The organism is Cysteiniphilum sp. QT6929 (genome assembly GCF_030035755.1).
Classification (GTDB): domain Bacteria; phylum Pseudomonadota; class Gammaproteobacteria; order Francisellales; family Francisellaceae; genus Caedibacter; species Caedibacter litoralis.
The window spans coordinates 2560074-2578006 of sequence record NZ_CP103983.1 but is presented as its reverse complement, the minus strand read 5'-3'; the positions used below and the strand labels follow the sequence as shown (position 1 = coordinate 2578006).

General features: G+C 39.0%; 18 protein-coding genes and 1 tRNA gene. 6 read left to right on the top strand and 13 right to left on the bottom strand.

Annotated elements, in window-relative coordinates; genetic code table 11:
• Nucleotides 1-2: 2 nt before the first annotated feature.
• On the bottom strand, nt 3-2126 hold the full coding sequence (locus tag NYP54_RS11315) for a type I secretion system permease/ATPase (protein WP_283156584.1): 2124 nt from the start codon (nt 2124-2126) through the stop codon (nt 3-5).
• Nucleotides 2127-2353: 227 nt separating this feature from the next.
• Here NYP54_RS11315 and plsY point away from each other — a divergent pair, with 227 nt between their 5' ends.
• Genes plsY through holA form a run of 3 tightly spaced genes read left to right on the top strand, consistent with a single transcriptional unit; the run spans nt 2354 to nt 4761 of the window.
• Nucleotides 2354-2947: a glycerol-3-phosphate 1-O-acyltransferase PlsY gene (plsY, locus tag NYP54_RS11310; protein ID WP_283156583.1), complete on the top strand. Its 594-nt coding sequence runs from the start codon at nt 2354-2356 to the stop codon at nt 2945-2947.
• Nucleotides 2940-3758 (top strand): bifunctional DNA-formamidopyrimidine glycosylase/DNA-(apurinic or apyrimidinic site) lyase, encoded by an 819-nt coding sequence (mutM, locus tag NYP54_RS11305; RefSeq protein ID WP_283156582.1) that lies wholly within the window; start codon nt 2940-2942, stop codon nt 3756-3758. The genes plsY and mutM overlap by 8 nt, the downstream gene beginning before the upstream one ends.
• Nucleotides 3759-3768: 10 nt before the next feature.
• Complete coding sequence (holA, locus tag NYP54_RS11300) at nt 3769-4761, top strand: DNA polymerase III subunit delta (protein ID WP_283156581.1); 993 nt, start codon at nt 3769-3771, stop codon at nt 4759-4761.
• On the opposite strand, the gene NYP54_RS11295 is transcribed toward holA, so the two are convergent.
• Nucleotides 4758-5321 carry a GspH/FimT family protein gene (locus NYP54_RS11295; protein ID WP_283156580.1) on the bottom strand — a complete coding sequence of 188 codons (564 nt, stop codon included), beginning with the start codon at nt 5319-5321 and terminating at the stop codon, nt 4758-4760. The genes holA and NYP54_RS11295 overlap by 4 nt on opposite strands.
• Nucleotides 5322-5363: 42 nt before the next feature.
• On the opposite strand from NYP54_RS11295, the gene NYP54_RS11290 reads away from it, so the two are divergent.
• Nucleotides 5364-5439 (top strand) — tRNA-Lys (locus NYP54_RS11290).
• Nucleotides 5440-5531: 92 nt separating this feature from the next.
• On the opposite strand, the gene NYP54_RS11285 is transcribed toward NYP54_RS11290, so the two are convergent.
• From NYP54_RS11285 to pheS, 4 genes are all read right to left on the bottom strand, one after another.
• On the bottom strand, nt 5532-5840 hold the full coding sequence (locus NYP54_RS11285) for a nucleotidyltransferase domain-containing protein (RefSeq protein ID WP_283156579.1): 309 nt from the start codon (nt 5838-5840) through the stop codon (nt 5532-5534).
• Nucleotides 5824-6249 (bottom strand): nucleotidyltransferase substrate binding protein, encoded by a 426-nt coding sequence (locus tag NYP54_RS11280; protein ID WP_283156578.1) that lies wholly within the window; start codon nt 6247-6249, stop codon nt 5824-5826. Before NYP54_RS11280 ends, NYP54_RS11285 begins: the two co-directional genes overlap by 17 nt.
• A gap of 6 nt (nt 6250-6255) precedes the next feature.
• Nucleotides 6256-8637, bottom strand: coding sequence for a phenylalanine--tRNA ligase subunit beta (gene pheT / locus NYP54_RS11275; protein ID WP_283156577.1), 2382 nt, complete (start codon nt 8635-8637; stop codon nt 6256-6258).
• Nucleotides 8638-8718: 81 nt separating this feature from the next.
• Nucleotides 8719-9732: a phenylalanine--tRNA ligase subunit alpha gene (gene pheS, locus NYP54_RS11270; RefSeq protein WP_283156576.1), complete on the bottom strand. Its 1014-nt coding sequence runs from the start codon at nt 9730-9732 to the stop codon at nt 8719-8721.
• A gap of 326 nt (nt 9733-10058) precedes the next feature.
• Between pheS and gloA the strand changes: the two genes are divergently transcribed.
• Nucleotides 10059-10451, top strand: coding sequence for a lactoylglutathione lyase (gene gloA, locus NYP54_RS11265; RefSeq protein WP_117001564.1), 393 nt, complete (start codon nt 10059-10061; stop codon nt 10449-10451).
• Nucleotides 10452-10509: 58 nt separating this feature from the next.
• On the opposite strand, the gene NYP54_RS11260 is transcribed toward gloA, so the two are convergent.
• Both NYP54_RS11260 and NYP54_RS11255 read right to left on the bottom strand, forming a co-directional pair.
• Nucleotides 10510-10824 (bottom strand): HigA family addiction module antitoxin, encoded by a 315-nt coding sequence (locus NYP54_RS11260; protein WP_206609080.1) that lies wholly within the window; start codon nt 10822-10824, stop codon nt 10510-10512.
• Between the two features lie 21 nt (nt 10825-10845).
• Nucleotides 10846-11124 (bottom strand): type II toxin-antitoxin system RelE/ParE family toxin, encoded by a 279-nt coding sequence (locus tag NYP54_RS11255; protein ID WP_117001566.1) that lies wholly within the window; start codon nt 11122-11124, stop codon nt 10846-10848.
• A gap of 229 nt (nt 11125-11353) precedes the next feature.
• On the opposite strand from NYP54_RS11255, the gene typA reads away from it, so the two are divergent.
• Complete coding sequence (gene typA / locus NYP54_RS11250; RefSeq protein WP_283156575.1) at nt 11354-13171, top strand: translational GTPase TypA; 1818 nt, start codon at nt 11354-11356, stop codon at nt 13169-13171.
• 256 nt (nt 13172-13427) lie between these two features.
• Here the strand turns inward: typA and NYP54_RS11245 are convergent, their stop codons facing one another.
• From NYP54_RS11245 to NYP54_RS11225, 5 genes are all read right to left on the bottom strand, one after another.
• Complete coding sequence (locus tag NYP54_RS11245; RefSeq protein ID WP_283156574.1) at nt 13428-14651, bottom strand: cysteine desulfurase; 1224 nt, start codon at nt 14649-14651, stop codon at nt 13428-13430.
• Between the two features lie 76 nt (nt 14652-14727).
• Nucleotides 14728-15099, bottom strand: coding sequence for a type II toxin-antitoxin system PemK/MazF family toxin (locus tag NYP54_RS11240; RefSeq protein WP_283156573.1), 372 nt, complete (start codon nt 15097-15099; stop codon nt 14728-14730).
• A complete protein-coding gene (locus tag NYP54_RS11235) occupies nt 15092-15328 on the bottom strand; it encodes a hypothetical protein (RefSeq protein WP_117001570.1) in 237 nt (78 codons plus the stop codon). Before NYP54_RS11235 ends, NYP54_RS11240 begins: the two co-directional genes overlap by 8 nt.
• A gap of 48 nt (nt 15329-15376) precedes the next feature.
• Nucleotides 15377-16759, bottom strand: coding sequence for a replicative DNA helicase (gene dnaB, locus NYP54_RS11230; protein ID WP_206609084.1), 1383 nt, complete (start codon nt 16757-16759; stop codon nt 15377-15379).
• A 29-nt stretch (nt 16760-16788) separates the two neighbouring features.
• Nucleotides 16789-17847: a recombination-associated protein RdgC gene (locus NYP54_RS11225; RefSeq protein ID WP_283156572.1), complete on the bottom strand. Its 1059-nt coding sequence runs from the start codon at nt 17845-17847 to the stop codon at nt 16789-16791.
• Nucleotides 17848-17933 lie beyond the last annotated feature (86 nt).

Below are 17933 nucleotides of genomic sequence, written 5' to 3'. Positions count from 1 at the left end.
CATCATCCCCTTGTACTTGCAAATTGTGCACGATACAGCTTGGCATAGTGACCACCCAATGCTAATAGTTCATTATGACTTCCTTCCTCAACCACTTTACCTGCTTCAAGATAGATAATCTTATCGCAATGCATCACCGTTGATAGTCTATGAGCAATAATAAACACCGTGCGATTATGGGTGATTTCACGCATATTCTGCTGAATCATGCGCTCGGATTCATAATCTAAAGCCGATGTTGCCTCATCAAAAATAAGTATTTTAGGCTCATTGATCAATGCTCTGGCGATGGCAATACGTTGTTTTTGCCCACCAGAAAAATTGGCACCTTGCTCCTCTACGATCGTGTCATAACCATGTTTTAATTTGACAATAAACTCATTTGCCCCTGATAATTTAGCAGCATTAATTACTACGTCCAAAGAGGCGCCAGGGCATGTTAGTGCAATATTCTCACGAATACTGCGATTAAATAAAAAGCTCTCTTGTGACACCACGCCGATCTGTTGCCTTAACCATACAGCACTTAATGCTGAGATATCAGCACCATCGAGTAAAATACTGCCTGATTGCGGTAGGTAAAGCTTTTGTAAGAGTTTTGCTAATGTGCTTTTACCTGAGCCTGAGCGCCCGACAATACCAACGGTTTGATTGGCTTCAACGTTGAAGTTAATCTCTTTTAGTACCGCAGGGGTATTGATGCCATAATGAAATGTAAGATTCTTAAATTCGATACTTCCAGATAATTGGGCTAATTGCTGATTATTGCTTACGGTCGATCCTTCCGCTGTGGTATTTAAAATATCCCCCAAACGTTTTAATGATATACGTGCTTGCTGAAAGTCTTGCCACAATTGCACTACTTTTAAAATAGGACTGGTAACACGTCCGGCGAGCATATTAAAAGCAATCAATTGACCAATGGTTAAGTCACCTGAAATCACTAAGTTAACCCCTAGAAAAATAATTAAAAGTGTCGTGATCTTGCTAATAAATTGTGCAATTTGCGAAGTGATATTACTTAAGTTGCGTGCGCGAAAGTTGGTTCGCACGTAATTTGCTAGATTATCTTCCCATTTATGTTGCATTTGTGGCTCAATTGCTGATGATTTAACGGTTTGAATTCCGGTTAATGATTCGGTTAGAAATGCTTGATTTTTGGCACCTTCTTTAAATGCCTGATCAAGGCGCGCCTTTAGTATGGGTGTAATCAAAAGGGACAAGACAACATAACAAGGAATGGTCGCTAATACGATTAATGTCAGTTTGGCTGAATAAAACCACATGACCGCGAAAAAGATAAAAGTAAAGCCAAGATCGATCATCAAGGTCAATGCGCTACTGGTTAAAAACTCTCGAATACTATCAAGCTCTTTAACACGTGCGACACTTAAACCCACCTGCCGCGCCTCAAAATAGGCAAGAGGTAAACTTAACAAATGCTGATATAGTTTAGTACCCAACTCAACATCAACGCGACTTGTCGTATGCGCAAACAAATAAGTACGAATCGCACCTAGGATTACCTCAAAAATACTCACTGCCACAAAGCCAATGGCTAATATCTCCAATGTGGTTAAGGCTTGATGGACAACCACTTTATCCATTACCACTTGGAAAAATAGTGGTGTTACCAGAGCAAATAACTGCAAGAAAAATGACGCGATAAGCACATCACGAAAGACGTGTTTGTATTTCCATAGTGCTGGAATAAACCATTTAATATTAAATGCCTTATCTTTTGAAGTATTATTTTTAGGGTTAAGATAGATGACTTGACCATTAAATAATTGACTAAATTCAGCTGATGTCAAACTTATCAGCTCATTACTATTGGCTAAAATCACAAGATACTCTTGCTGATTATTAACACCGACCAAAACAAAATAATCGTTTTTGCCAACAATAATCGCAGGTAGCGTAGATAGCTTAATATCCACCATATCGCAGCTTATCTCTTTGGCATGAAAACCATTGGCTTTAAGTGCTCGCATCAATGCTGCATGTCCAAATATGCCATCCACAGCAAATTGATGAAAAATCGTTTTAGGATCTAATGCCACCTGATATAAACTGGCTGCCTGTATTAGCGCTAATAACGCTGTATTTTGCTGATAACTCTGCATATCATCGCCCCGAAATTTCACCCGCTCAAGGTAAAATATAGATCAAAAAACAGATAAATAAAGAATGAATTTAATATTGTCTGTAGAAATTCAATAACAGAAACTCTGTAAATTGGTTTGTGATGGGTATGGCATCATGTTTTAAGATACTTGATCTAATAAGCACTTGACTTAATCCTCAAAAATTTAGACACTCATGGGCAGTTTAAATCATACTGTATGAAATCATGCTATTTATTTTAATGCTTATCATTGGCTACTTGTTTGGCTCAATTAATAGTGCCATCATCACCTGTAAATTGATGGGTTTACCTTCACCACGCAGTATTGGTTCCGGTAATCCAGGAGCGACCAATGTTTTACGTCTAGGTGGCAAAAAAGCCGCAGCAATCACCCTTTTAGGTGATGCACTGAAAGGCTTAATTCCCGTACTCATTGCCCATGCTTTACACTTAAGCGCAACTGAGATTGGTTATGTCGCACTTCTTGCCGTTATTGGGCATATATTTCCTGTGTTCTTTGGTTTTAAAGGCGGCAAAGGCGTTGCTACCTTAATTGGTGTCATTCTTGGATTTTATTGGTTGATTGGCGTTATTTTCCTTGCCACATGGCTCATATGCGCATTAATTACCAAATACTCTTCATTATCTGCATTAATTGCGACGATTGTTTCTGCTGTTTGTGTGATTTTCATCTTTAGTTTTCACACTGCACTGCCATTTATTATTATTGCGATTATTGTCATCTTACGACATCATGAAAACATCAAACGCCTTATCAATGGCAGCGAAAGTAAAATAGGTCAAAAGAAAAATGCCTGAATTACCTGAAGTTGAGACGGTTAAAAACGGTCTTAGCTTACATTGCTTAAAGCGCAAGATTATAAGCGCTCATACTTATATTGATAAACTACGTTACCCACTGGATCCTAAGCTTAGTGACAAAGTAACTAACCAATCAATCCATGATATCTCAAGGCGTGGCAAGCATTTGATTATCACCTTAGATGATTATGCATTGATTATTCATCTTGGCATGTCTGGCGTTTTACAAATTACTGATAGCAATGCCTATCAGCATAAAAAACATGATCATATTGTTTTACAACTCGATGACGGTCAGACAATCTTTTATCATGACCCTCGGCGCTTTGGTTATTGGGATATTACCGACGGTGATCCTTTGGCTCATAAATACTTTTTAAACTATGGTCCTGAACCTTTGACGCAACATTTTAATAGTCGCTATTTGCAACGCGCACTTAAAGCACGCACACAAGCGATCAAAAGTGTGATTATGGATAACAAAATCGTGGTTGGTGTTGGCAATATCTATGCTTGTGAAAGTTTATTTAAAGCAGGCATTTCACCGTTGAAACCCGCTAACACCTTAACAAAAAATGAGATTAGCAAGCTTGTCAATGCCATCCAATCGACGTTGTTGCAAGCGATTAAAGCCGGTGGCACCACCTTGAAAGACTACAAAAATGCCACAGGCAAACCTGGTTATTTTGCCCAATCTTTAGCAGTTTACGGACAAAAAGACAAAGCATGTCAGATCTGTTCAACCGTTATTTCATCGATTGTTATCAATCAACGCAACACCTTCTATTGCCCACAGTGCCAACCATAAGGGAAAAATAATGATCAAAGCCACTAACTACCTAGAAGCCTTAAAAGTCATTGAAAAAAAAGACTTCCCTTGTTATATCATCACCGGCAAAGAGCCTTATCAAAAAAATAAACTCATTGAGCAAATTAATGCCAAATATAAAGCACAAAACTTTGAGATTCTGCGCACACAAATCATCAACCAGCAGTATGATTTTTTACAAAGCAACTTCAATAGCTTTAGCTTGTTTGCCGAAGAACGTTTATTGCAACTCACCATTACTAAAGCGCCTGATAAGAATGCGCAAAAACTGCTCGTTGATTGCCTTAACAACATCTCACAAAGTGATCGTTTTTTATTGATATTTGATGATCTGACGAGTGCGCAACAAAAAACCAAATGGTTTCAATCGCTTGTGCAAAAGGCATTATATATTCAAGTATGGCCAGTTAGCATTCAAGAGTCGATTAAACTCATCAAACTTGAGCTTAGCTCTCTAAATAAATCGATTACATTAACCGAAGATGCCTTGATGCTTTTAGCACAAAAAACCGAAGGCAATCTCTTTGCTGCTAACCAAATGATTAGCTTACTGCAACATCAACCACAGACGCACTTTGATGATAAGACGCTTACTGAGTATTTATCCAATGCGATGAATTACAATGTATTTGATCTAGCGCAAAGCCTTATTGAACAAGATATAAATCGCTCACTGGTGATATTACAGCATCTATTCAAAGAGCGTGTTGAAAGTGCCATTATTCTTTGGGCAATTTTAAAAGAGTTACGCATTTGCTATAACCTGAGCATGCAAACGCCACAACAGCAACAACAAACCTTTGTACGCAACAATATCTGGAAAACACGGCAAGCCGTCTATGCACGCCTAGCTAGAAAATTTAGCAAGCAGCATTATGCTCAGCTTTTTAATCAATGCTTTGCCATTGATTTACTCGTTAAAGGAATCGAACAAGGTGATGTAGAGCACGCGTTAACTCAGCTAGTATGTCAATTACATTAGCACACTTGTGAGGTACTAAAAATATCAATCTTGATTCTGCCAATCATATTAATCACTATTTCTCGATCATAGCGCCCCGCGCCTTGCCCATCAACGGTAGCGCAATAACGTAAAGATGCAGCGGTTGAGGATAATCCACTTGGCTGAAATTTCATCGAATCACCATTTGTACTTGAAATATATTCTCCTGTGGTTGGAGCCTCAATCGTTGTAATAATACGATCAACATCAGTGGATACTCCATCCGAACTTGTGAATAAAATCAAGCGATTATTACCCCAATTACTTGCTGGTACCGTCGCACAGGTAGCACCATCCGTGCTTGGGCACAGAAATACTGATGTTACTTCTGACATTGCTGTGATTCTGCCTAACTCTAAAGCCGCTTTGACTTTATCTAAATAAATTTCTGAATTAGCGCGCCCAAAAGTGCCAACCATCAAAGGCACAGCAACTGCAATAACAATCGCCATTACAACAATAACCACCATTCCCTCAATCAAGCTAAAGCCTAGATTTCGAGCGCCTCTGTTGTTTTTGCCATTTTTTCTCATCTTCATATTGCAATTAACTCCATATTCCCTATAATGTGCCCTGTCTTTGGGTCGTTAGCTCAGTCGGTAGAGCAGTTGGCTTTTAACCAATTGGTCGCAGGTTCGAATCCTGCACGACCCACCATTATTCATAATCATCATAATATTTCATATTTTTAGTGATTCTAGTCAACAATATGCACTGATACAAATCTATAATTGGTATATTAAAGAAGCCTAGCCCAAAGGTTTTAAAATAGCATAGCCCTTTAGAATGCTTTCATGAAAAACTTCAGGGATTCTAGCCCAATCTAACACTTGCACTAGAATAGGAATATTTGATATCTGTATTGCTTCCTTAAAAGCCTGTAGTTCAGAAATATGTAATGGTTTCAAATCATGACTTCTAATCACAAGATCCAAATCACTTGCCTCATGCGCTGAACCATCTACACGACTACCATATGCCCATATTTCACAAGGTGTTTTGATTGTTTTTTTTGCCAACACCATGAGCAACTTATGATCTTTATCTCTTAGTAGCATTGTTTTCTTTTATAACCTGAATCAGTCTTGCCACATCCACTATAAACTCTGGAATAATTGGTAAAGTTTCCTCTGCCAGATCAAAGCCATAATCATGTGCAGTTAAGTTGCGATTATCACGATATAGCAACCAACGCTCAACCTCATCCAAAGTCAATAGATCATGATTTGAGGCATAACGAAAAATATCTTTAAACGTTAACTTATCTAATGCGTTTTTAGAGGAAAAATAAGGTAATAGCACCTTTTTTAGCAACTTGCCTGATTGCTCAAGTATAACCTCAAACTCCTTGATAATTGCCGAACGATATAAGTCATAATGAACACTGTTTACCTCAGCCTCACCAAGTAAGCGATAAGCTTCTGTTAACGTTGCATTACAACGCTCTAAAAACTGTACATCTAACATAAACAATCACTCACGCAGATTGGCATTAGTATTTTCTTTCAGAGACTTAAGAATCTTAGCCATCGCATCATTCATAAGCTCATCCGTCAAAGTCTGTGTGTTATCTTGAAAAGTGAGATTCAAAGCAATACTCTTTTTATTCTCTGGCAGGTTTTCACCTTGATAAACGTCAAATAAATCAACTTGATTTAACAAGTTCACATCTGCTTTATTCACTGCATCAATCAAGCTTTGTGCACTGATATTACAATCAACAATAACCGCAATATCACGTGAAACCGATGGATACTTAGAAATTGCCATAAATTTAGTAACGTCTTTGTTTGAGATTTTACTGGTTTGCAGCTCAAATACTACCGGTGATTTGCCTTTGATTTGCAACACTTTCATTACACTTGGATGCAAAACACCAATAACACCAACCTTTTCACCATTTTGATAAATATAAGCGGATTGTCCTGGGTGCAGCCAATCGATATCTTCACAAGCAACATAATTGACTGTCTTTTTATTTAATTGCAGCAGCGCCTCAACATCTGCCTTAACTGAATAAAAATCGCTTGCCGTTTTTTCCTGCCAATTCAGTGGATTGATATCACCATAAACAAGACCAGCAAAATGTGAGTATTCATGCGCTAATGTTTCAGCTGGCTGAAAGCAAACACCTTCTTCAAAAATACGAATACGCGATTGCTGACGATTTAAATTGGCTTTAAATGTTGATACAAGTCCAGGAATCAAGCCTTGGCGCATCACCGACATATCTTGTGAAATCGGATTTTGCAAAGCCAATCCTGCTGTATCAAAAAACAATTCATCTAATTTAGGATCAATAAAGCTATAATTGATCACTTCATGATAGCCACGATTCACCAATGTATTTTTTAATGCGCTTAATGTAATCACTTGTTCAGACACCAGTTGTTGCGATAACATCACTTCAGGTAAAGTCATCGGCAGATTTTGATAACCATATACACGCCCGATTTCTTCGATTAGATCCTCTTCAATTGCCATGTCAAAGCGATAACTTGGGGCAGCCGCCAACCATTTAATCTCATTACTGGTATCGTTAACTGGTTCCAGTGTGATATTAAGCGCTGTTAATACGTCTTCAACAAATGCGGCACTAAAATCCATACCAAGAATTGAGTTTAGCTTATTTAAACGTAACGGAATTTGAGTCGTTGTTTCATTGTAATGATCCGCCTTAACAACTTCACTGACTTCACCTCCAGCAATATCAACGATCAAACGTGCGGCATAATCAATCGCATATTGGCATAGCTTCGGATCAACACCGCGTTCAAAGCGATGTGATGAGTCTGTATGCAATCCATATTGACGTGCTTTACCTGCAATTGCTTTAGGCGCAAAATAAGCACTTTCTAGAAAGATATTCTGCGTATTATCAGTTACGGATGAATCCAGCCCCCCCATCACACCGGCAATCGCCAATGTTTTATGTTCATCGGCAATCACTAAAGTATTGGGTTTAAGGGTTACTTCAGTTTCATCTAATAAGGTAATTTTTTCATTCCCTTTCGCCATGCGCGCATAGACAGTGCTGCCAACTTTATCAGCATCAAAGGCATGCAGTGGCTGACCCAGTTCAAGTAACACATAATTAGTAATATCAACAATCGCAGAGATTGATCTTAAGCCTGAACGGCGTAAGCGCTCTTTCATCCAAAGGGGCGTTTGCGCTTTCGCATCAATATTATAAATCATCCGTCCAAAATAGCGTGGACATGCCTCAGACACCGCTGAAACAACTTGTTTTTGCACACCTTTAACAAGATTAAGTTTAATCTCATCAAGAGGTTTAAGCTTAGCATCAGTTAAAGCGGCGACTTCTCTTGCCACTCCATAGACACTTAAACAATCCGCGCGATTCGGTGTCAAATCCACTTCAACAATATGATCATCCAACTGCAAATATTCACGAATATCAACACCAACAGGTGCATCCACTGGCAAATCCATCAAACCTTCGCTTTCATCATTCAACCCAAGTTCTTTTTGCGAGCACATCATGCCATGCGATGGTTGACCGCGAAGTTTACTTTTCTTTATCTTAAAATCACCAGGCAAACATGCACCAATCTTAGCGACAGGCGCTTTCATCCCCGCATAGACATTTGGCGCGCCACAGACGATGGTAACTAACTCATCATCGCCAACATCGACTTCACAAATATTTAGCTTATCCGCATCAGGATGCTTATCAATTTTTTTAATTTGCCCAACAACAACCTGTGTGAATGGCGATGCGACGGCTTCAATTGAATCAACCTCCAAACCGGCAGCCGTAAGCTTTTCACTTAAGGTATTTACCTCAAGATTTTTATCCAAATAATTTTCTAACCAACGATGACTAAATTTCATTTTATTATCCTGTAATTTTCGAGGTAGCGTTAGCTCATGAGCTAACGCTACCTCTGATATATTGAGTGCAATACAAAGCAATTAAAACTGTTTTAAAAACCGTAAATCATTCTCAAAAAATAAACGTAAATCATTAATACCATAACGCAACATAGTTAAGCGCTCAACACCCATGCCAAAAGCAAATCCACGATATTTCTCACTATCAATGCCGCCGGCTTTTAACACATTAGGATGCACCATACCGCAACCTAACACCTCAAGCCAACCGGTTTGCTTGCACACACGACAACCTTGCCCTTCGCACATCACACATTCCATATCGGCTTCGGCTGAGGGCTCGGTAAATGGAAAATATGAAGGACGAAAACGCATCTTTAGATCTTTCTCGAAAAAGGCATTTAAAAAGGCATTTAACAAGCCTTTTAGATCAGCAAATGATGCCTTCTCATCAATCCACAAACCCTCCACCTGATGAAACATCGGCGTATGTGTCATATCAGAGTCACAACGATAAACACGCCCAGGTGCAATCATGCGAATCGGTGGCTGTTGTTTTTCCATTGTTCTGATTTGCACACCAGAAGTATGCGTTCTTAATACAGTATTAGGATTAAAGTAGAAAGTATCATGCATGGCACGCGCTGGATGATGATCAGGAATATTTAACGCTTCAAAGTTATGATAGTCATCCTCAACTTCAGGACCATACTCAATCGCAAAACCCATCTTACTAAAAAAGCCTTCAATTCGCTGCATGCTTGTTGAAACCGGATGCAATGTACCTTGTTCATGTCCAATACCTGAAAGCGTGACATCAATTTTCTCAGCTGCTAATTTTTGCGCCAATTCAATCGCATTTAACACATCCAAGCGCGCGGTAATAGCCATTTGCAATTTACTCTTCGCTTCATTGACTGCTTGCCCAAGCTTTGGCTTTTCTTCATTTGGCAAAGTTCCTAATTGTTTCATAATCTCGGTAAGTTCACCCTTTTTCCCCAAGTACTGAACGCGAATATGATCTAAATCTTGTCTATTTTTTGTGTTTTCGACGTCTGTTAATGCTTTTAAACAGATTTCATCTACGATTTGCATGCATGTTACCTTTACTCAAATAATGGCGAGCATTATATACCCATCACAAACCAGTTTACAGTATTTCTGCTATTGAATTTCTTGCACTTTTGAATGATTGGATCTTGCTAATAGTCCTAGCTATTACCTGCAATCCAATCATTCAAAAACACCAAAAACTTCTTCAACATTAAACACTATAAAATGGCTTACGATGGGTATATACCTATCATCAGACGTTTTGTAGAACTTATTGCTTGGAGGTTGGTATGATTTACCTTGTCAGACCGATGCTGTTTTATTAACATTCTGCACAACTTCATACAATAAGAACAAAGGACAACATTATGCGTCTAGCTCACATTATGATCCGTGTTAACAATCTCGAGGAATCAATTAATTTTTATCAAAACATTTTTGGTATGAACTTACTTAAAAAGATGGATAACGAGGCTTATCGCTATACATTAGCATTCATGGGTTATGGCAATGACATCAATGCCATCACTGCCATCGAACTGACTCATAACTGGGATACCGATAGTTATGATCATGGCAATGCTTTTGGACATCTGTGCATTGAAGTCGAGGATGTTTATCAAAGCTGTGAGGAGATTAAGAAACAAGGAGGGATTGTCACGCGTGAAGCAGGTCCTGTCAAAGGTGGCACCAGTGTCATTGCTTTTGTCAAAGACCCTAATGGTTATCAGATTGAACTCATTAATAAGAAGATTCGCTAAATATACCAGCTAATTAAGGTATACCCGATCAGCCATCGCTAAGCGTAAAATAGTTTGTTTAGTGGCTACGCAAACCTGCTTGGGATTGAACATCGCTAAAAGGTATTATATTTAAATTTTTATCTCGGCTTCTTGCTTGAGCTAAATCGTATTGCGCTTGCAAATTTATCCAAAACTCTGCTGTTGTGCCTGTTGCCTTTGATAGTCTAATCGCCATCTCAATACTTACATTCATTTTACAGTTTAGCAGATTGGATAAGTTTGCACGTGTGACACCAAGACGCTTTGCAGCCTCTGTAATTGTGATTTTCTCATCCAGCGCCTCTAATATATCATGCTTTAAAATCTCACCGGGGTGACTTGGGTTAAACATTTTAATATCCTCCTAAGTTTTTTAATGGTAATCCAAATAATTTACAATATAAGCATCACCGTCTTCAAATTTAAAAATCACTCGCCAATTACCATTAACAGTAACTGACCAAAATTCAGATTTATCACCTTTAAGTTTATGCAGCTTATAACTTGGAAGGTTCATATCCAAAGCTTTTGATGCAGCATTAAGTGCAGACAAAATCCGCGATACCTTCGCTACATGCTCTGACTGAATACCTTTCGTTATACCGCTGTAAAAAAATTGTTCTAAGCCTTTGTGTTTAAAACTTTTAATCAACGTAATTAATCATTTGTTTAGTACCTTGTTAGGTAGCATAGCAGCATTACTGTATTACGTAAAGATACAAAGAACACCTCAAACTTAAATATCAATGCAGATGACAACTCTAATGAGAAAATCTTTTCTCTCGCAACATGCAATTCTCACAAAAAAAACATTGCGTATTTTAAATGTGACCGTACAATCACTAATCAATTTACGCTAACTCTTAAAAGAATATAATTTTATGATCGAAAATTTACGTAATATCGCGATTATCGCACACGTTGACCATGGCAAAACAACACTGGTTGACAAACTATTACAGCAATCAGGCACATTAAAAACGCGTGGCGCTGACGTTGAGCGCGTGATGGACTCCAACGACTTAGAAAAAGAGCGTGGAATTACCATTCTTGCCAAAAACACCGCTATTAAATGGAATGATTATCGTATTAACATCGTTGACACGCCAGGACATGCTGACTTCGGTGGCGAAGTGGAGCGTGTAATGTCAATGGTTGACTCTGTACTTCTTTTAGTAGACGCTGTTGATGGTCCGATGCCACAAACACGCTTTGTTACTGAAAAAGCATTCGCGCGCGGTTTAAGACCCATTGTTGTTATTAACAAGATTGACCGCCCAGGTGCCCGCCCTGATTGGGTGATGGATCAGGTTTTTGATTTATTTGATCGTTTGGGTGCTACGGATGAGCAGCTTGATTTCCCTGTTGTCTACACATCGGCATTAAATGGCTTTGCAACAATGGATGCAAATGAAACCACTGACAATATGAATGCTCTATTTGAAACGATTGTTGAGCGTGTATCGCCACCTGAGGTTGATCAAGAAGGTGCATTTCAAATGCAAATTTCTTCATTGGATTATTCAAGCTTTGTTGGCACAATCGGTATTGGGCGTATTAAGCGTGGTAAGATCAAAACCAATACACCGGTAAGTATTGTTGATAAAAATGGCAACACAAGACAAGGTCGTGTATTACAAGTACTAGGGCATATGGGGCTTGAGCGCGTTGAAGTGCCTGAAGCATCCGCAGGAGACATTATCTGCATTACCGGTATTGAGGGAATTAATATCTCTGACACCATTTGCGCATTGGATTGTGTTGAAGCACTGCCGCCATTATCCGTTGATGAGCCAACCATTTCGATGACTTTCCAAGTGAACAACTCGCCATTTGCTGGGCGCGAAGGTAAATTTGTAACTTCTCGTCAAATCAAAGATCGTTTGGAAAAAGAGCTTTTACACAACGTTGCTCTTCGTGTTGAACAACTAGATGATCCTGATAAATTCAAGGTTTCTGGTCGTGGTGAGCTGCACTTATCTATTTTACTTGAGAATATGCGTCGCGAAGGTTTTGAAATCGCTGTATCACGTCCACATGTGATCTTTAAAGAAATTGATGGTGAGATGTGTGAGCCATATGAGCAAGCTATTATTGATGTTGATGAGCAATATCAAGGTTCTGTCATGGAAAAAATGGGTTTACGCCAAGGTGAGCTTAGAAATATGGAGCCAGATGGCAAAGGTCGTGTGCGCTTAGAATTCATCATCCCTTCGCGCGGTCTAATTGGTTTTTACACTGAGTTTTTAACCATTACTTCAGGTACTGGCATTATCAATAAGATCTTTGATCATTATGGTCCTATGAAAAAGGGAATTATTGAATCGCGCCTAAACGGCACGTTAATTTCTATTTGTGCTGGCAAGGCAGTGGCATTTGCTCTGTTTAATTTACAAGAACGTGGCAAAATGTTTATTGGTCATGGCGTTGAAGTTTACGAGGGTATGATTATCGGCATTAACTCACGTGATAATGATTTGACGGTTAATCCTTGTAAAGGCAAGCAACTAACCAATATGCGCGCCTCTGGTAAAGATGAAAGTATCGTGTTAACCACACCTATTAAAATTACCCTTGAGTATGCATTAGAATTTATCGAAGATGATGAGTTAGTTGAAATCACACCAAAATCAATCCGTCTGCGTAAAAAACTTCTAACCGAATCAGACCGTAAGCGCTATTCACGCTCAAAAGAATAAGTACCTAAACAATAGCTTATTGTAATAATGGATATTCGGGTCAAGCCCGAATATGACGGCTTGCTGGCATTCTCGGACTTGATCCAGGAATCCAAAAAATACCTGATAAGATTTGCATGGCTACTTAATTCACTATAAACATAAACGTTGGCTGAGCATTAGTCGAAGCCACTCATCTTTGCATGCCCTTCGACTTTGCTCAGGGCACGTTTGGAATGGCTGGACTTGGTTCATAGCCTAAATAATTCACTACCATTTAAGATAACATCTTAATCGCTTTATGCAGTCCTTCAACCAACATATCAACATCTTCTTTGGTATTATACACACCAAACGATGCACGCACCGTCGATGGCACGTTATAGCGTTGTAATAACGGTTGTGCGCAATGATGTCCCGTGCGCACACAAACACCTGATAAATCAAGCAATGTACCCAAATCGTTAGCATGGAATCCATCAATAACAAAGGTAATTACCGCAGCTTTATGTGTGCTTTGACCTAATATTCTAAGCCCTGAAATGGTTTGTAATTTTTCTGTGCCATAGCGAAGCAGCGTTTCTTCATGTGCTTTAATCTTACAAAGCCCGATACTTTGCACATATTCAATGGCTTTGGATAAACCAATCACGCCAATAATATCGGGCGTCCCTGCTTCAAATTTATACGGTGGATCGGCAAATGTCGTCTCACTCATCGTCACAAGCTTGATCATATCACCACCGCCTTGATAAGGAGACATCAGTTTATGCCATTTCTCTTTGGCATATAATACGCCAACGCCTGTCGTGCCATAGAGTTTATGTGACGAAAAAGCAAAGAAATCGCAATCCAAATCAACCACATCAATTTTTTGATGAACAACAGACTGCGCGCCATCAACAACAATTGCAACGTCAGGATGCGTTTTGCGAATGCTTTGGATAATTTCTTTAATCGGATTAATCGTCCCCAACACATTTGAACAATGCGTTAATGAGATAAGTTTGGTCTTATCTGTTAAAAGTGTGGGTAAAACAGATAAATCAAGCTCCCCTTTATCGGTTACGGGTATATATTTAATCGTCAATGGTTTGTGTTTACTCATTAGCTGCCACGGCACAATATTGGCATGATGCTCCATCTCGGTAATGATAATCTCATCACCGACATTAAAATACTGATCCAATAACGAGCTTGCCACCAGATTAATCGACTCCGTTGTGCCTTTTGTGAAGATAATTTCTTCCATCTTTTGCGCACCAATGAAGTGTTGCACAATTTTACGTGTGCCTTCGTATTTCTCTGTCGCTTGATCACTTAAATAATACACGCCACGATGAACATTCGCATAATCATTGGTATAGCTATCTTTGACTGCATCAATGACGATATTTGGCTTTTGTGCTGACGCACCCGTGTCCAAAAACACCACGGGCTTGCCATGAATCGTTTGCTTTAAAAAAGGAAAGTCTTGACGAATTTTTTGTATATCTAACACTAGAATGCTCTGTTACTGTAGTTAATTAACCCCATCATTCTATGCCAAAATGATATCAATGGCATAGACCAAACAATTAAAAATTAGTTATATTTTCCTTAAATCCAATTAATAAGTCCAATTTACTGAAGATTTCCTGTCTCTCTTTGTCTGTAATACTGGTAATCAATGTTGGCTCTAATCTTGTCATTGATATTGACCGACATTGCTCAGGCAAAGCAAAACTATCCTGTTGCAAGTAGTCTCTTGCTTTTATTTTTACGTGCAAAATTTGGTTTTTATCATATGACTGTGTACTTAACGGGCAAATAAATATAGGAGAGATATCATTATCAAGGAAGCTTTGATGCGTTAATACGATGACTGGTCTTTTTTTGCCAATTTCACTGCCTTTATTTGGATTTAAATTCGCCAAGTACACACCAGAGTTCTTAAGGTATTTAATCATCGTCTAAACCTTTTTCAATCTCATTCAATTCTTTTTGATAATCTGTATTTCCATTCATTTGCACTAAGAATTGTGCCATTTTCTTACGTTCATTTTTGCGTTTTATGCGCGCTATTTCATGCTCGATAGCATGGGTAATAAATTTGGTTCTAGATAAACCTAACGACTTTGCAATTAGCATGCTCTCTTTCTCGAGTGAATCATCCAACTTTAATGAAATCGTTGACATAGTAACCTCCACATTTTTAAATATTTTTTAGTATATCATAAAATATATTTAATGCACCCCAAACGGCACACTCTGCTCAAAGGTTAAATCAGCAAAGCGACAGAAGCGTCCTTCAAAGTGCACTTTAATACTGCCAATTGGACCATTACGTTGCTTACCGATAATAATTTCACCGAGTCCTTTATTGTCTTCCTTGTCCTTATGATAAACCTCATCGCGATAAACAAACATAATCACATCCGCATCTTGCTCAATGGCACCGGATTCACGTAGATCTGACATCATAGGACGTTTGTCCGCGCGATCATCAACCGCACGATTAAGCTGAGATAATGCCACGACAGGAACATGCAGCTCTTTGGCAAGAGATTTTAAAGCACGTGAGATTTCTGAGACCTCTTGGGTACGATTGTTTTCATAGCCTGGCACCTTCATCAATTGCAGATAATCGACAACAATCATGCTTAAGCCACCCTGCTCTTTATAGAGTTTACGTGCACGTGAGCGCATATCAGCAGGGGATAAACCCGCACTATCATCAATATGCATATTGAAATCTTTGGACAATACTTCCATTGCCGTTGTGATCTTTGCCCAGTGCTCATCTTCTAGGCGACCATTTCTTAGCGCATTTTGCTCAACGCGACCAAGAGATGAAATCATCCTCAGCACAATATCTTCTGAAGGCATCTCCAAACTAAAAACAAGTACAGGCTTTTCAGCACCTCTGGCAACATTCTCAGCCAAATTCATGGCAAAGGTTGTTTTACCCATTGACGGACGTCCGGCAACAATCACTAAATTCGCCGGATGCAAGCCTGAAGTTAACTCATCCAAGTCAGTAAAGCCACTGGAGATTCCAGTAATACCATCACTTGCTTCCATCATCGCATCAATGCGATCAATCACACTCGGGATAATATCACGCACGGACTTAGGACCATCGCTACGCTGAGTATCACTCTCAGCAATTGCCAAAATTTTCTGCTCAGCCACATCTAAGATGTCTTCGGCTTTGCGCCCTTCTGGCACATAAACCATATTGGCAATATCGGTTGCCGTATTTAACAGCACACGTAATTTTGAGCGCTCTTTAACAATTTCAGCATAGGCGACAACGTTGGCAGCAGTTGGTGTATTTTTGGCAATCTCAGCTAAGTAGTGAAGTCCACCAGCTTGCTCTAGCAGTTTCTCATTTGATAATGAGTCGCTTAAAGTAATGATATCAAAAGGTGATTCATCTTTAATAAGCTTTTGCATTTGGCGAAAAACAATGCGATGTTGCGTACTGTAAAAGTCATCAGGTCGCAGAATTTCTTCAATCTTAAACCATGCTTCATTATCCAGTATCAATCCACCAATAACCGAGCGCTCAGCATCGATTGAGGATGGTGGTCGCTTGATATTTTCAAGCTGACTATTTAAAGACATTACTTCATTCGGGTGCATAAACTATCACATTACTGGTTTTGGTGATCAACTGAAGTATCGAGTGTATCATCTGTTACTTCACTCTCTTCCCATGGCGCATCATCCTCATCATGTGCTTGACTTATTTCTTCGTCATTTTCAACAGGACTTATATCAGTCATTGTATTTGCTGTATCAGAAACTTCAGTTTCTTGAACCTCTTTAGCAAAAATCTGCATAATAAAATCAATAAATTCACGCAAGGTTTCGGCCATAATAATAAAGTCAGCATCAAAGCGTTCTTGCTTTGTTTCAGAAACAATATCATTGGCTTTGTCTTGTACGACTTCTAAAAACTTTAATGATTTCAACATAAACTCATCATTGATAACAAAACTTAGCTGATCCTGCCATGATAACCCCAGCTGGATCACTTCACGCCCTGAGTCAATCAGTGACAAAATATCATCGGTAAATAGATTCTGGCGCTGACAGCGGATAATACCTGAGGCATCTTTATTATCTTGTAACACACATTGATCTTCAATGGTTAGATCTTGCGGGTATTCATTGGTTTTAAGCCATTGTGTCAGAAGCATAGAAACTGGCAACACCTCAGGAATACGAATTTTCAAACTGCCTAAGGCTTTGCGTAAATTAACGGTTAAGTGCTCCGCTTTTTTAGCGGATGAAGCATTGACAATAAGCCAACCTGCTTGCGTGTCAATATAAGCATTAATCACGGTGTTGCGCGTAAAGGCGCGCGGCAATAAGCTTTGATAGATCTCTTCTTTTAACGTATCTTTTTCTTTCTTTTTGACTTTACGCGATTCTCTTAGCTCAATTTCTTCAACTTTTTCATCCAAGACTTCTTTGATAACGCCTGCTGGCACCATCTTTTCTTGGATTTTAAATGACACCATCATAAAGCCCGAGGCTGCATGCACTAATGGCATATCTTGTGCCATTGGCGATACCCAGCCCATTGATATGGGTGCACTTGTTGAGCACGGACTAAATGCATGCTCGGCTAATTGTTTTTCAAGATCTTCAGCACTGGTTGTAAAGTCTTCTGTAAATTGAAACAATGCTAAATTTTTAAACCACATAATTATTACCTTTATTCATTAAAAAAGCGCTTTTATCATTAAGCGCTTTATGAGTTCTACATCAACCAACTTCACATAATTGATTG

Bases quoted from the DNA above. Each gene is read 5' to 3' on its own strand.
- dnaB (WP_206609084.1), bottom strand. From the start codon at position 16,759: ATGTCTTTAAATAGTCAGCTTGAAAATATCAAGCGACCACCATCCTCA.
- NYP54_RS11295 (WP_283156580.1), bottom strand. From the start codon at position 5,321: ATGAAGATGAGAAAAAATGGCAAAAACAACAGAGGCGCTCGAAATCTA.
- typA (WP_283156575.1), top strand. From the start codon at position 11,354: ATGATCGAAAATTTACGTAATATCGCGATTATCGCACACGTTGACCAT.
- plsY (WP_283156583.1), top strand. From the start codon at position 2,354: ATGCTATTTATTTTAATGCTTATCATTGGCTACTTGTTTGGCTCAATT.
- NYP54_RS11235 (WP_117001570.1), bottom strand. From the start codon at position 15,328: ATGTCAACGATTTCATTAAAGTTGGATGATTCACTCGAGAAAGAGAGC.
- NYP54_RS11280 (WP_283156578.1), bottom strand. From the start codon at position 6,249: ATGTTAGATGTACAGTTTTTAGAGCGTTGTAATGCAACGTTAACAGAA.
- NYP54_RS11315 (WP_283156584.1), bottom strand. From the start codon at position 2,126: ATGCAGAGTTATCAGCAAAATACAGCGTTATTAGCGCTAATACAGGCA.
- NYP54_RS11260 (WP_206609080.1), bottom strand. From the start codon at position 10,824: ATGTTTAACCCAAGTCACCCCGGTGAGATTTTAAAGCATGATATATTA.
- holA (WP_283156581.1), top strand. From the start codon at position 3,769: ATGATCAAAGCCACTAACTACCTAGAAGCCTTAAAAGTCATTGAAAAA.
- pheT (WP_283156577.1), bottom strand. From the start codon at position 8,637: ATGAAATTTAGTCATCGTTGGTTAGAAAATTATTTGGATAAAAATCTT.
- NYP54_RS11285 (WP_283156579.1), bottom strand. From the start codon at position 5,840: ATGCTACTAAGAGATAAAGATCATAAGTTGCTCATGGTGTTGGCAAAA.
- gloA (WP_117001564.1), top strand. From the start codon at position 10,059: ATGCGTCTAGCTCACATTATGATCCGTGTTAACAATCTCGAGGAATCA.
- pheS (WP_283156576.1), bottom strand. From the start codon at position 9,732: ATGCAAATCGTAGATGAAATCTGTTTAAAAGCATTAACAGACGTCGAA.
- mutM (WP_283156582.1), top strand. From the start codon at position 2,940: ATGCCTGAATTACCTGAAGTTGAGACGGTTAAAAACGGTCTTAGCTTA.
- NYP54_RS11225 (WP_283156572.1), bottom strand. From the start codon at position 17,847: ATGTGGTTTAAAAATTTAGCATTGTTTCAATTTACAGAAGACTTTACA.
- NYP54_RS11240 (WP_283156573.1), bottom strand. From the start codon at position 15,099: ATGATTAAATACCTTAAGAACTCTGGTGTGTACTTGGCGAATTTAAAT.